The organism is Variovorax sp. GW821-FHT10D07 (assembly GCF_059415325.1).
On sequence record NZ_JBWKMZ010000035.1, the window covers coordinates 1 to 13,575 of the forward strand.

General features: G+C 69.3%; 13 protein-coding genes. 1 reads left to right on the forward strand and 12 read right to left on the reverse strand.

Annotated elements, in window-relative coordinates; genetic code table 11:
* Window positions 1-105: 105 nt before the first annotated feature.
* The 12 genes from AC07PU_RS42355 to AC07PU_RS42410 all read right to left on the reverse strand — a co-directional run bounded on the left by AC07PU_RS42355 (window position 106) and on the right by AC07PU_RS42410 (window position 12,419).
* Complete coding sequence (locus tag AC07PU_RS42355) at window positions 106-1,260, reverse strand: ABC transporter substrate-binding protein (RefSeq protein WP_057592369.1); 1,155 nt, start codon at window positions 1,258-1,260, stop codon at window positions 106-108.
* 96 nt (window positions 1,261-1,356) lie between these two features.
* Window positions 1,357-3,009, reverse strand: a complete 1,653-nt coding sequence (locus AC07PU_RS42360) for a nitric oxide reductase activation protein NorD (protein WP_495323660.1) — start codon at window positions 3,007-3,009, stop codon at window positions 1,357-1,359.
* Window positions 3,006-3,824, reverse strand: coding sequence for a CbbQ/NirQ/NorQ/GpvN family protein (locus AC07PU_RS42365; RefSeq protein WP_057592371.1), 819 nt, complete (start codon window positions 3,822-3,824; stop codon window positions 3,006-3,008). Before AC07PU_RS42365 ends, AC07PU_RS42360 begins: the two co-directional genes overlap by 4 nt.
* Window positions 3,821-4,831, reverse strand: coding sequence for an alpha/beta fold hydrolase (locus AC07PU_RS42370; protein WP_093343795.1), 1,011 nt, complete (start codon window positions 4,829-4,831; stop codon window positions 3,821-3,823). Before AC07PU_RS42370 ends, AC07PU_RS42365 begins: the two co-directional genes overlap by 4 nt.
* Before the next feature lie 11 nt (window positions 4,832-4,842).
* Complete coding sequence (locus AC07PU_RS42375; protein WP_495323661.1) at window positions 4,843-5,880, reverse strand: aliphatic amidase; 1,038 nt, start codon at window positions 5,878-5,880, stop codon at window positions 4,843-4,845.
* A 39-nt stretch (window positions 5,881-5,919) separates the two neighbouring features.
* The gene (gene urtE / locus AC07PU_RS42380) at window positions 5,920-6,609 is read right to left on the reverse strand and encodes an urea ABC transporter ATP-binding subunit UrtE (RefSeq protein ID WP_057592373.1); all 690 of its coding nucleotides are present in this window, start codon (window positions 6,607-6,609) and stop codon (window positions 5,920-5,922) included.
* A gap of 13 nt (window positions 6,610-6,622) precedes the next feature.
* A complete protein-coding gene (gene urtD, locus AC07PU_RS42385; protein WP_057592403.1) occupies window positions 6,623-7,405 on the reverse strand; it encodes an urea ABC transporter ATP-binding protein UrtD in 783 nt (260 codons plus the stop codon).
* Between the two features lie 14 nt (window positions 7,406-7,419).
* The gene (urtC, locus tag AC07PU_RS42390; RefSeq protein ID WP_495323662.1) at window positions 7,420-8,469 is read right to left on the reverse strand and encodes an urea ABC transporter permease subunit UrtC; all 1,050 of its coding nucleotides are present in this window, start codon (window positions 8,467-8,469) and stop codon (window positions 7,420-7,422) included.
* Between the two features lie 10 nt (window positions 8,470-8,479).
* The gene (gene urtB / locus AC07PU_RS42395) at window positions 8,480-9,382 is read right to left on the reverse strand and encodes an urea ABC transporter permease subunit UrtB (protein WP_296788646.1); all 903 of its coding nucleotides are present in this window, start codon (window positions 9,380-9,382) and stop codon (window positions 8,480-8,482) included.
* Between the two features lie 5 nt (window positions 9,383-9,387).
* Window positions 9,388-10,581 carry an urea ABC transporter substrate-binding protein gene (urtA, locus tag AC07PU_RS42400; protein WP_093343803.1) on the reverse strand — a complete coding sequence of 398 codons (1,194 nt, stop codon included), beginning with the start codon at window positions 10,579-10,581 and terminating at the stop codon, window positions 9,388-9,390.
* A gap of 411 nt (window positions 10,582-10,992) precedes the next feature.
* Window positions 10,993-11,493, reverse strand: coding sequence for a hypothetical protein (locus AC07PU_RS42405; protein WP_093343804.1), 501 nt, complete (start codon window positions 11,491-11,493; stop codon window positions 10,993-10,995).
* Window positions 11,490-12,419, reverse strand: coding sequence for a LysR family transcriptional regulator (locus tag AC07PU_RS42410; protein ID WP_495323663.1), 930 nt, complete (start codon window positions 12,417-12,419; stop codon window positions 11,490-11,492). The genes AC07PU_RS42405 and AC07PU_RS42410 overlap by 4 nt, the downstream gene beginning before the upstream one ends.
* 96 nt (window positions 12,420-12,515) lie before the next feature.
* Between AC07PU_RS42410 and AC07PU_RS42415 the strand changes: the two genes are divergently transcribed.
* Window positions 12,516-13,502 (forward strand): NAD-dependent epimerase/dehydratase family protein, encoded by a 987-nt coding sequence (locus AC07PU_RS42415; RefSeq protein ID WP_495323664.1) that lies wholly within the window; start codon window positions 12,516-12,518, stop codon window positions 13,500-13,502.
* Window positions 13,503-13,575: the final 73 nt, after the last annotated feature.

A 13,575-nucleotide genomic window follows, 5' to 3' on the forward strand; every position in this document is an offset into this window, starting at 1 on the left:
TCCCCGCAGCGAAATAAAGGAGGAGGCCGCAGGCCGGGGGACATTCGCGGAGGGGAGTACCCCGTCGGCGTGAGCCCCCCCACAACGGTAGAAAGCACGTTCCACCTAGACCTCCAGCGTATCGAGCCGAGCCGTCCAGTCCCCGAGCGAATGCGTCACGAGATAGGGATCGGGATACACAGCACGCGTAGCCTGCCGAACGATGGTGAACTGCCCCTGCGCATCCACACGCCCGATGCGCGGATAGAGACAGGTGTGGTGGTTCGAGGGATCGATCTTCACCCGCCCCTGCGGCGCATCGAACTCGGCCCCCAGGATGTGCGGCAGGATCTCCGCGATCCCGTCGCTGCCCGCCTGCGCGAAGGCATTGGCATAGATGTGCATCTGGAAGTAGGCGGCTTCCCAGCACAGGTTGGGTACGCAGCCGTCGCCGAAGCGCGCGCGCAGCTGCGCCAGGCAGCGCTGGTTGGCCGGCGAGTCGATCGACTGGAAGTAGGGTGCCGCCGTGAAGTGCCCCGTCGCCACCCCGCGCCCCATCTGCGAGATCTCGGCCTCGGAGGTCGTGAGGCTCGCGATCGGCATGCGCTTCGGGTCGAAGCCGGCCTCGGCATAGGCGCGGTACAGGCTCGCGGTGGAGTCGCCCACCACCGTCGAGAAGATGAAGTCGGGCTGCTTGTCGCGGATGTCGGCCATGATGGCCCGGTAGTCCTTCTCGGTCGCGTCGAGCGCCGCGTAGTGCTCGCCGAGCTTCTCGCTGCCGGGGCGCTGCATCACCAGCTCGCCCATGATCCGGTTCGACTCGTAGGGGTAGATGTAGTCGGAGCCGATCAGGTAGACCCGCGCGCCGAAGTTCGTCGTCATGAACTCCGCCAGCTGCACGCTGTTCTGGTTGGGCGCCGCGCCCGTGTAGATCACGTTGCCCGAATACTCGAAGCCCTCGTAGAGCGTCGGGTAGAACAGCAGCTTGTTCCACTTCTCGATCACCGGGATCACCGCCTTGCGGCTGCTCGACATGTAGCAGCCGAAGATCACGTTGACCCGGTCCTGCACGATCAGCTTCTCGGCCAGCTGCGCATAGCGCGCCGGGTTCGACTGCGGGTCGTGGCGCACGGCGACCAGCTCGCGGCCGTCGATGCCGCCGGCCGCGTTGATCTCCTCGATGCCGAGCAGCGCGCCCTGCAGCTGCGACAGGCCGATGGTCGAGGTGACGCCGGTTTCCGAATAGAGGATGCCGACGCGGATGGGATCCTTGTCAGCCATGGGCGGTCGTCCGTGAGGGGTGAGGGGCCGTCATGTCTTTTCTGTCTCGTGTGGGATTCGTTCGGGGCTCCACCCTATCGCAGTTCGATGCTTTCGTCAGTGGGCCGCGGCCAGCCGCGCGCTCATGCGCGCGAGCCGCGCGGGCAGGCTGCGCGCATCGTCGGCGATGCAATAGTTGCGCCAGCCGAAGATGCGCCGCACATAGGAATCGGCCGCGGCATCGACCGCGATGCAGGCGGTGCGCACGCCCGCGCCGCGCGCTTCGGCCACCGCTTCGCGCGCATCCTCGACGAGGTACTTGGGATCGTGCACGTCGATGTCGGCCGGCGCCCCGTCGGTCACCAGCAGGATCGCGCGCTGGCCCGCGGGCTCGCCGACGAGCAGCGCCGCCGCATGCCGCAGCGCCGCGCCCATGCGCGTCGAGTAGCGCCCGCGCACCGCGCCGATGGTCGCGCGCGCAGGCGGCGAGAGCGGCTGGCCGAACTCGAGCAGCCGGTAGTAGTAGACCTCGGCGCGCGTGTTCGACGAGAAGCCATGCACCGCGAGCCGGTCCGCGCCGCGCAGCCGCGCGGCGGCGAGCATCAGCGCGGCCTGCTTCTCGATCTCGAGCAGCGACAGGCCATGAGGGCCCGCATCGTTGGCCGAGGCCGACAGGTCGAGCAGCACCAGCACGCTCGATGGCCGCGGCGCCTTGCCGGGGCGCATGAACAAGCGTGCGTCGGGGCGCAGCCGCTGGCGCCGGTCGACCAGCACCTCGATCGCCGCATTGAGGTCGATGTCGTCGCCCTCCCATTGGCGCCGCAGCCGGTGCCGGCGGTCGAGGTGGCGCGCGCGCGGCAGTGCCAGCGGCGGCAGGCTCTCGGCGCGCAGGGCCGCTTGCGCCCGGCTTGGCAGCAGGCCCTGCCACGCAGGCAGCTTCTCGATCACCGTGCACCAGTCGGGGCGCAGGCGTTCGAGGCGGCGGTCCCATTCGGGATAGGTGTAACGGCCCAGCTCCATGTCGCCGAACTCGGGTGGCGCTCCGGCCGCCGCATCGCCCGCGTCGGAGGGCGGCGGCATGCGCGCGCCCGACTGCTGCAGCGCGATCGCCTCGTCGGGCGGTGGCGGCGTCGCATCGGCGCCGAAATCCCAGAGCCAGCTGTTGTCGTCGCGCCAGGGCGCGGGCACCGCGTAGCCCTGGGGCTCGAAGCGCACGCGCATCTGGCCCAGGTCGTTGGCCAGGATCGAGGCGATCGCGCGGAAGGCCTCGTAGTCCGCGAGACCCGAGCGCGCCGCGGTGTCCTCGAACAGCCGCCGTGCCTTCTCGACCCAGTGGCTGCCGTCGTGCAGCTCGGGCCGCAGCAGCAGCCGGTCCATGCGCAGCAGCAGCGCCTCGAAGCGCAGGTCGAGCGGATCGGGCGCGGGCGGCAGCGCTTCGGCGAACCAGCCATGCAGGCCGGGGAAGTCGCGCACCAGCAGCCGCTCGACGCGCGCGTCCTCGATCGCCGACACCAGCGCGATGCCCATCGGCCGCAGCGTGTTCGCGCGGCGCGCGGGCGTCGAATGCCGCAGGTGCGCCACCGCATGCGCGACCATCGCGCGGCGCAGCGCCGGCGGGCTGTGCTCGGGAACCAGCAGTCGCCCGGCCGCGAGCACCGCGCGCGTGCCCGGCTTCGCGCCGGCCACCAGCGGCTGCACCTCGAGCGCCATGCCGGCCAGCCCGCGCGCGAGCAGCCCCAGCGCGGCGAAGCTGCCCGTGTCGCGCATCATCCGAACTGGGCCTCGACGAAGCCCTGCAGCGCGCTCGCCATGTCGGGGTCGTCGGTCAGCGCGCGCGTCATCGTCATCTCGCAGCTCTCGCGCGGCGTCACGCCGTCGCGGATCAGCACGCCCGCGTAGATCAGCATGCGCGTCGACACGCCCTCGTCGAGCCCGCGGTGCTTGAGTTCGCGCGAGCAGTGCGCGACGGCCACCAGCTTCGCGGCCAGCGCGGTGTCGATGCCGGCCTCGTGCGCCACGATCTCGGCCTCGAGCACGGCGTCGGGATAGTCGAACTCCAGCGCCGCGAAGCGCTGGCGCGTCGAGGGCTTGAGGTCCTTGGCGCTGCTCTGGTAGCCGGGGTTGTACGACACCACGAGCTGGAAGTCGGGGTGCGCGCGCACCAGCTCGCCCTTCTTGTCGAGCGGCAGGATGCGGCGCGCGTCGGTCAGCGGATGGATCACCACCGTCGTGTCCTGCCGCGCCTCCACCACCTCGTCGAGGTAGCAGATGCCGCCGTGGCGCACCGCCAGCGTCAGCGGCCCGTCGTGCCAGGCCGTGCCGTCGGCGTCGAGCAGGTAGCGCCCGACCAGGTCGGAGGCCGTCATGTCCTCGTTGCAGGCCAGCGTCACCAGCGGCCGGCCCAGCGACCACGCCATGTGCTCGACGAAGCGCGTCTTGCCGCAGCCGGTCGGCCCCTTGAGGATCAGCGGCATGCGGTGGCGCCAGGCCTGCCGGTACAGCGCCACCTCGTTGCCCGCGGGCCGGTAGAAGGGCTCGGACTCGATGCGCCAGGCCGCGAGCGGATCGTGCACGGGTGCGTTCATGGCGTGGCGAGCAGTTCCCGCAGGGCGTCGTCGATGAAGCGGGTGTCCACCGGGCTGCTGCCGCCGCCCGCGAAGTGGCCCCACACGCCCGGGATCGGCCGGTACTCGGCGTTCGGCATCTGCGCCACCTCCCATTCGTTGTCGGCCGCCGGAAAGTACAGGTCGCGCTCGGCCGGCATCACGATCGCGCGGGCGCGGATCGCGCCCAGCGCCTTCTTGAAGTCGCCGCCGAACACCGGGTTGGCGCTGATGTCGCCGTGCTGCCACGACCACAGCATCGCGAGCAGGTTGTTCGCATCCTTCTTCAGGAAGAAGCCCTCCCAGTAGCCGACCAGGAAGTCCTCGAGCGAGCTGAAGCCCAGTTCGCGCCACAGCTCCTGCCGGTAGAAGGGCTGCGACAGGCCCCAGCCCGCATAGACCCGCCCCACCGCGCGCAGCCCGCGCGTCGGCGGCGTCGTGTACCAGCCGCCGTTCCAGGCCGCGTCGCTGGTGAGCGCCGCCTTCACGCCCTCGAGGAACACGATGTTGTGCGGTGCCGTCCTGGCCGAGCCGCAGAAGGGCGCGATGCGCTCGACCATCTCGGGGTAGAGGCAGCCCCACTGGTTGGTCTGCTGCGCGCCCATCGACCAGCCCACCACCAGCGCGATGCGCTCGATGCCGAACTGCTCGGTCACCAGCCGGTGCTGCAGCCTCACGTTGTCGTAGAGCGTCACGCGGGGGAAGCGCGCCAGGTCGTAGGGCGGCGGCGTGTTGCTCGGCGAGGACGACAGGCCGTTGCCCAGCATGTTGGGCACGATGATGAAGTACTTCGCCGGGTCGAGCGCCATGCCCTCGCCGATCAGCCACTCGTTGTCGTGGTGCTGGCCCGAGTACCAGGTCGGGTAGACGACGACGTTGCTCTTGTCGGCATTCAGCGTGCCGTAGGTCTTGTAGGCGAGCTTCGCGCCGCGCAGGGTGGCGCCCCGCTGCAGCACGACGTCGCCGAGCTCGAAGATCTGGTGATCCATGGGACGGCGCTTCAGCGGTGCTTGGCCGGCTCGTTCGGAATCCCCTCGATCGGGCACTCGGGCGTGCCCACGGTGCTGCGCGTGAACGACTCCACCCTCTCGCGCGTGCCCTCGGGGTCGTTGATCCACTGGGTGTAGAAGTTGTAGGGGCAGGCCGCCAGGCCCTTGTCGCCGTCGCCCGAGTTGATGGTGCCGGTGTAGCCGCGGTGCACCAGCTTGAACAGGTGGTTCTGCGACTGGCCGTTGCGCCGCGCGTCGCGGATCAGGCCCATCGAGAGCTCGGCGTAGTTGATGCCCATCTCCTCCTCGCCGCATTCGCCGAGCGTGCGGCCGTCGAAGCCGATCAGCGCCGAGTGGCCGAAGTACGAGTACACGCCGTCGAAGCCGGCCGCGTTGGCCACCGCCACGTAGGTGTTGTTCATGAAGGCCATGGCCTTCGACACCAGGATCTGCTGTTCCTTGGCCGGGTACATGTAGCCCTGGCAGCGGATGATGAGCTCGGCGCCGCGCATCGCGCAGTCGCGCCAGATCTCGGGGTAGTTGCCGTCGTCGCAGATGATCAGGCTCATCTTCATGCCCTTGGGGCCTTCGCTCACGTAGGTGCAGTCGCCCGGGTACCAGCCCTCGATCGGCACCCACGGCATGATCTTGCGGTACTTCTGGACGATCTCGCCCTGGTTGTTCATGAGGATCAGCGTGTTGTAGGGCGCCTTGTTCGGATGCTCCTCGTGGCGCTCGCCGGTCAGCGAGAACACGCCCCAGACGTTGGCGCGCCGGCAGGCGTCGGCGAAGATCGCGGTCTCCTCGCCGGGCACCGAGGCAGCCGTGTCGTACATCTCCTTGGCGTCGTACATGATCCCGTGCGTGGAGTACTCGGGAAAGATCACCAGGTCCATGCCCGGCAGGCCTTTCTTCATGCCGACCAGCATCTCGCCGATCTTGCGCGCGTTGTCGAGCACCTCGGCCTTGGTGTGAAGGCGGGGCATCTTGTAGTTGACGACCGCGACGCCGACGCAATCGTTGCTGCTCGAAATATCACCATGTCTCATGACGCTGCTCCTGAAGGGGTGGTTGGGAAGGGAAGGGGTTCAGACAGTGAGGAAAGAGCGGACCTTGTCCTGGTCGAGCGTGGCGCGCGCCTCGTCGTGCACCAGGCGGCCGCGGTCGATCACGAGGAAGCGGTCGGCCAGCGCGAGCGCGAAGCTCAGCACCTGCTCCGACACCACGATCGCGAAGCCGCGCTCGGCGCGCAGCACGTTCAGCGTCTGCGCGATCTCCTTGATGATCGAAGGCTGGATGCCCTCGGTGGGCTCGTCGAGGATCAGCACCTTGGGCTCGGAAATCAGCGCGCGCGCGATCGCCAGCATCTGCTGCTGGCCGCCCGAGAGGTTGCCGGCCTTGCGCAGCCGCATGTCCTGCAGCACCGGGAAGAAGCGGTAGAGGTAGTCGGGCACCGTGCGGTGGCCCGAGCGCGCGGCGCCCGAGAGGATGTTCTGCTCCACCGTGAGGTGCGGAAACACCATGCGCCCCTGCGGCACGAAGGCCAGGCCCTGCGCCACGCGCTGGTGGCTCGGCAGCCGGGTGAGCTCGGTGCCGTTGAGGCGGATGCTGCCGCCGCGCGCGGGCAAGAGGCCGATCAGCGACTTCAGCAGCGTGGTCTTGCCCATGCCGTTGCGGCCCATGACGGCGACCGCCTCGTCGGGCGCGACGCGCAGCGAGACATCGTGGATCACGTGCGACTCGCCGTAGGCGACATCGAGTGCGGAGACTTCGAGCATGCGGTGGGCTCCTTCAATGGCCGAGGTAGACGTCGATCACGCGCGGGTCGGCCTGCACCTCGGCGGCCGTGCCCTCGCTGAGCAGCCGACCCTGGTGCAGCACGGTCACGCGGTGCGCGATGCGCTTGACGAAATCCATGTCGTGCTCGATCACCACCACCGACTTGCCCACCGAGATGCGGCGCAGCAGGTCGCCGGTCTGCTCGCGCTCGCGCGGGCTCATGCCGGCCACGGGCTCGTCGAGCAGCAGCAGCTCAGGCTCCTGCATCAGCAGCATCCCGATCTCGAGCCACTGCTTCTGGCCGTGGCTCAGCTGGCCCGCGCGGCGGTCGAGGCGCTCGAGCAGGAACACCTCGGCGGCCATCGCCTCGATGCGCTCGCGCAGCGCGCGGGTGCGGCGGAAGCTCAGCGACTGCCACAGGCCGTGCATGCGCGGCAGCGAGATCTCGAAGTTCTCGAGCACCGTGAGGTCCTCGTAGACCGAGGGCGTCTGGAACTTGCGGCCCACGCCGGCGCGCACGATCTCGTGCTCGTTCATGCGGCCCAGGTCCTGGCCGTTGAACAGCACCCGGCCCGCGCTGGGCCGGGTCTTGCCGCAGACCATGTCGAGCAGCGTGGTCTTGCCCGCGCCGTTCGGGCCGATGATCACGCGCAGCTCGTTGCGCTCGACCGAGAGGCTCAGGCCGTCCACCGCCTTGAAGCCGTCGAAGGAGACCGTGAGGTCCTCGACGCGCAGGATCTGCTCGTTCGAGGGCGGCACGGCCGAGGCCGCCTGCGGCAGGCCGCCGTTGGGCATCGCCAGCGTCGCGTTCATGGCGCGGCCTCCGCGCCGCGGCGGCGCAGCAGCTTCTCGCCCAGGCCCGCCAGGCCGTTCGGCATCGCCCACACCACGAGGATGAAGACCGCACCGAGGAAGTAGAGCCAGCCCTCGGGGAAGGTCTCCGACAGGTAGGACTTGAGGAAGCCGATCAGCAGCGCGCCGATCACCGCGCCGGGAATCGAGAGCCGCCCGCCCACGGCCGCGTAGATCACCATCTCGACCGAGGCCACCACGCCGATCACGCCGGGCGCGATCAGCCCCACCTGCAGGCTGTAGAAGGCGCCGCCGATGGCCGACAGCAGGGCCGCCACGGCGAACACGAAGGCCTTCATGTGCGCTGTGTTGTAGCCGCTGAAGCGCACGCGGTCCTCGCGGTCGCGGATGGCGATCAGGATCTTGCCGAAGCGGCTGCGCACGATCAGCAGCGCACCCGCCATCGCGAGCGCCACGGCGGCCACCTCGATGAAGTACATGGTCCGCTTGGCCGCGTCGCCCGCGATGTCCCACCCCAGCAGGGTGCGGAAGTCGGTGATGCCGTTGGCGCCGCCGGTGTCGCCCTGCTGGCCGATCACCACCACGGTGAGCGTGAGCGCCAGCGACAGCGTGACGATCGCGAAGTACACGCCGCTCACGCGCCGCTTGAAGATCGCGTACGAGAACACGTAGGCGAGCAGAGCGGGGATCGCGAGGATGCCGACCAGGGTCCAGCCCAGCGAGTGGAAGGGGATCCACCACGAGGGCAGCTGCTCGACGCTGCTCCAGACCATGAAGTCCGGCAGCTCGGGCGCCGAGGCCTCGAGCTTGAGGAACATCGCCATCATGTAGCCGCCGAGGCCGAAGAACAGGCCCTGGCCCAGGCTCAGCACGCCGCCGTAGCCCCAGGTCAGCACCACGCCGATCGCGACGAAGGCGAAGGCCAGGTACTTGCTCACGAGGTTGAGGCGGAACGGATCGAGCGTGGCCGGCAGCACCACGGCCAGCAGCAGCAGCACGGCCGCCAGCCCGACGAGGTCGCCGCGGCGTTGGGGAGAAAGCTTCATGCCCATGCGCTCAGCTCCTCGAGCGGGTCGCGAACAGCCCGTTGGGCCGCACGTAGAGCACCGCGATCACCAGCAGCAGGATCGTGGCCTTGGCCATCGAGCCGCTCATCAGGTACTCGAGCCAGGTCTGCGACTGCGCGATGGCGAAGCCCGAGAGCGCGGTGCCGATCAGGCTCTGCACGCCGCCGAACACCACCACGATGAAGGAGTCGACGATGTAGAGCTGGCCGGTGCCGGGGTTGGTCGAGCCGATCATCGTGAACACCGCGCCCGCGATGCCCGCCAGGCCCGAGCCCAGCGCGAAGGTCAGCGCATCGACGCGCTGCGTGTCGATGCCGACCGCGCCCGCGATCGCGCGGTTCTGCGTCACCGCGCGCACCTTCAGCCCCCAGGAGGTGCGGTAGAGCAGCAGGTAGACGCCGATGGCGACGATGGCCGTGAGCCCCACGATGAACAGGCGCGTGAGCGGCAGCTGGATGCCCGGCGTCGGTTCCCACGCGCCGGCGAGCCAGGAGGCCAGCGGCACGCTGACTTCCTGCGCGCCGAACAGCGAGCGGTAGGCCTGCTGCAGCATGAGGCTCAGGCCCCAGGTCGCGAGCAGGGTGTCGAGCGGCCGGTCGTAGAAGAAGCGGATGAAGCCGCGCTCCAGCACATAGCCGAACGCGAAGGTCACGGCGAACGCGAACGGGATCGCGGCGAACAGGTAGAGGTCCATGAAGCCCGGCGCGTAGTGCTCGAAGAAGCGCGACGCCAGGTAGGTCATGTAGGCACCGAGCGCCATCAGCTCGCCGTGCGCCATGTTGATGACGCCCATCAGGCCGAACACGATGGCCAGCCCGATCGCCATCAACAGCAGGATGGTGAACAGGCTCACGCCGTTGAACACCTGCATCACCGCGATGTCGAAGTTCATCGCGCTCAGACCTTCGGGAACGGGTTGGGCTCGACCAGCTGCGGCGATTCCCAGACGATGTCGAACTGCCCGTCGGGCCGCGCGCGGCCCACGCGCACCTTCTTCCACACGTGGTGGTTGGTGGCGTGCACGCGCACCGTGCCCTCGGGCGCCTCGATCTCCACGCCCGCGGCGGCGGCCGTGACCTTGTCGACCTCGAAGGACTTGGCCTTCTCCACCGCCAGCTTCCAGAGGTAGACGCTGTTGTAGGCTACCTCCATCGGGTCGCCGATCACGCGGTCCTGCCCGTATTTGGCCTTGAAGGCCTTCACGAACTTCTCGTTGGCCGGCGACTTGATGCTCTGGAAGTAGCCCATGCAGGCGTAGTAGCCGGCGGCGTTGTCCTTGCCGATGCCCTCGATCTCGTTCTCCGACACCACGGTCGACAGCAGCACCTGCTTGGTGCCGTCGAGGCCGGCCGCGCGCAGCTGCTTGTAGAAGGCCACGTTCGAGCCGCCGACCACCGTGCTGTAGATGCAGTCGGGCTTGGCGGCCTTGATCTTGTTGATGATCGAAGAGAACTCGGTGTGGCCCAGCGGCGCGTATTCCTCGCCGAGCACCTTGCCGCCGGCCTTGGCGATCGCGGGCTTGGCGATCTTGTTGCAGGTGCGCGGATAGATGTAGTCCGAGCCCACGAGGAAGAAGTTCTTGCCCTTCTCGCGCGCCATCCATTCGACCGCCGCGATCACCGACTGCGTGGCCTCCTGCGAGGGATAGAACACGCGCTTGTCCTGCTCCTGGCCCTCGTAGTAGGTGGGGTAGAACAGCAGGCCCTTGGCCTGGGCGAGCACCGGCAGCAGCGCCTTGCGCGAGGCCGAGGTGTAGCAGCCGATGATGGCCGCCACCTTGTCGCGCTCGAGCAGCTTGCGCGCCTTCTCGGCGAACACCGGGTTCTCGCTCGCGCCGTCTTCCACCACGGCCTCGATCTTCTTGCCGAGCACGCCGCCGGCGGCGTTGATCTCCTCGATCGCGAGCTTCTCGGCGTCGACCAGCGAGGCCTCGGCGATCGCGATCGTGCCCGAGAGCGAATGCAGCAGCCCGAGCTTCACCGTGCCGCCGTCCTGCGCGAAGGCCAGCGGCGCCATGCCGCCCGCGGCGCCCAGCACGATCATCGAGCCGCCGGTCTTCACGATCTGGCGGCGGTTGAAAGCGTTCGTCATGTCAAATTCCTTTGTGGTTGTGCGAGTCGTCAGGAAGATCCGACCTTCGGAACCGCGCTCGGGGTGTCTCCTCCCGCCACGCGGCCCTGCAAACGGGCGCTTCGTCGCCAGTGCCTTTGCTTCGGGCAAAGCTCCGCCAGCGGATGCATGCATCCGTTTCGACGAAAGCCCTGTTGCGACCGAAAAAACAAAAAGGCCCGAACCGGTGTTCAAACCGATTCGGGCCTTGTTGCCCGACACCTCGCTGGCAGCATTGGCAGCGGGCGTCGCATGACTGGTAACGATTGCTCGTTGCGGCGGATTCTTCTCAACCCGCGCCGGTCTGCAAATACGTTGTTGTGCGGATTGGCGGGCCGGCGGGGACTGTGCTATTTGCGCGCACAGGCGCGCCTGGGGCCGCTTTGCGCGGGGTCAGCGCGGCCTGGCGAAGTCCGCGTCGATCCAGGCCGAGGCGCTGGTGGCACTGAGCTTGAACGAGGCCGGCACGTTCACGCGCGCGAGCTCGCTGTCGTCGGCCTCGTCGAAGGCGCTCAGCGTGGCCGAGGGGTTGTCCTCGTCGGGCACGATGGCCAGCGTGACGCGGATGCGCCGGTCGCCGGCGCTCACCGTCACGCTGCGGTTGAGCGTGGCGTGCAGCTGCTGCTCGTGGCGGCGGATCACCTCGGCCGCGGTCTTCACCAGCGTGGAGAAGGCGGGGCCGTCGAGCGGCTTGGGGTTCTTCTTGTCGCGGCCCATGGTCCAGGGGCCGACCAGCGCGGGCTCGGGGTCGCCATGGCGCGTCATCTCGACGGCCCAGCCGTCGTCTTCCTCGTTCTTGATGATGCGGGCGGTCCAGCGCTCGTCGCGCCAGAGGCGGTCCTGTTGCAGCGGGAGGATGTCGTCGGATTCGGTGGTCGGGGTCGTGTCGGTCATTCGGAGGCGGAGGTTCTTGCGCGTGCCATTGTCCCCTGGCCGGCGATGTAGGCCTGCAGCCCCTCGGCCAGCGCGTCGAAGGTGACGCGGCAGCGCGGGCTCGCGCGCAGGTCCTCGTGCATCGTGACCCAGGTCTCGAGCTTCAGCGACAGCGCGCGCGGCAGCAGCCGCACCAGCGCCGGGCCGCGCCGCGCCAGCGCGACCTGGCACACGCCGATGCCGGCGCCGGCGCGGATCAGCGCCATCTGCGCGAGGTCGCTGTCGGTGCGCAGCGAGAAGGCGTCGCGCGTGAAGCCCTTGAAGGACTTGATCGCGTCGCGCACGAAGGCCGTGGGCTGGTCGTAGCCGATCAGCGTGTGGCGCATCAGCTCCTCGGCCGTGCGCGGCGTGCCGTGGCGCGCCAGGTAGCCAGGATGGGCATGGAAGCCCAGTTCGATGTCGCCGATGCGGCGCGCCACCAATTGTTCCTGGCGCGGGCGCACCATGCGCACCGCGATGTCGGCCTCGCGCCGCAGCAGGTCCTGCACGCGGTTGGTCGACACCAGCTCGACCTTGAGCGCCGGATGGGCCTCGCGCAGCTTCGCCACGATCGGCGGCAGCACCTCCACCGCGACCACCTCGCTGGTCGACACCCGCACCACGCCGCGCACGCCTTCGCCCTGTCCGCTGGCCGCGCGCTGCAGCGAGGCGGCCGTGCTCTCCATGGCCTCGGCATGCGTGCGCAGCGCCAGCGCCACCTCGGTGGGCAGCAGCCCGACCTGCGAGCGCGTGAAGAGCACCACCTCGAGCGCCTCCTCGAGCGCCGCGACGTGGCGCCCGACGGTGGGTTGCGTGATGCCGAGCGCGCGCGCCGCGCCCGAGAGGGAGCCCTCGCGCAGCACGCCGAGGAAGGAGCGGTAGAGCTCCCAGCTGATGGTCCAGGTCATACATAAATGTATGGCCGATGGCTCATGTTCGGCAATTCCATTGGAGCCCGACCCTGCCCAGAATTCATCCATCGATCACTGTTCTGGAGATGTTTCATGGCAAGCAACGACACGGTTCTGGTTCTGGGCGCGACGGGCGGCGTCGGCGGCGAGATGGCCCGCCAGCTGCGCGACGCGGGGTGGCGCGTGCGCGCGATGAAGCGCGGCGCGGTGCCCGAGCGGCGCGACGGCATCGACTGGGTGGGCGGCGACGCGATGGAGGCGCGCGACGTGCGCGAGGCCGCGCGCGGCTGCGCGGTCATCGTGCATGCGGTCAACCCGCCCGGCTACCGCCGCTGGTCGGAGCTGGTGCTGCCGATGCTCGATCACACGATCGCCGCCGCCAAGGCCGAGGGCGCGACCATCGTGCTGCCCGGCAACGTCTACAACTACGGCGCCGATGCCTTCCCGCTGCTGGCCGAGGATGCGCCCCAGCATCCGGCCACGCGCAAGGGCGCGATCCGGGTCGAGATGGAGCGCCGCCTCGAGCTGGCCAGCCGCGAGGGCGCGCGCGTGCTGATCGTGCGCGCCGGCGATTTCTTCGGTCCGAAGGCCGGCAACAACTGGTTCTCGCAGGGGCTGGTGAAGGCGGGGCAGCCGGTCACGGGCGTGAGCTATCCCGGCGACGCCGGCGTCGGCCACCTGTGGTCGTACCTGCCCGACGTGGCCCGCACCATGGTCGAGCTGCTGGCGCGGCGCGACCGGCTCGAGCCCTTCGCCAGCTTCCACATGGCCGGCCATTGGGATGCCGACGGCACGCGCATGGCCGATGCCATCCGCCGCGTGGTGGCGCGCCGCACCGGCACGCAGGTGCGCGTGTCGGCCTTCCCGTGGTGGCCGCTGCTGCTGGCCTCGCCCTTCGTCGCCACCTTCCGCGAACTGCGCGAAATGCGCTACCTGTGGCGCACGCCTGTGGCCATGGACAACGCGAAGCTGGTGGCGCTGCTCGGCCGCGAGCCGCACACGCCGCTCGACGAGGCGGTCGAGGTCGCGCTCGAAGGCATGGGCTGCCTGCAGGCGGGGCCGCGCGCGGCGCTGGCCTGACAAGGTGTGAATAAACCTACTGCGCGCCCCGATCTCGCACCTGCGGTCCTCACCGTACAGAGTACGGCTGCGG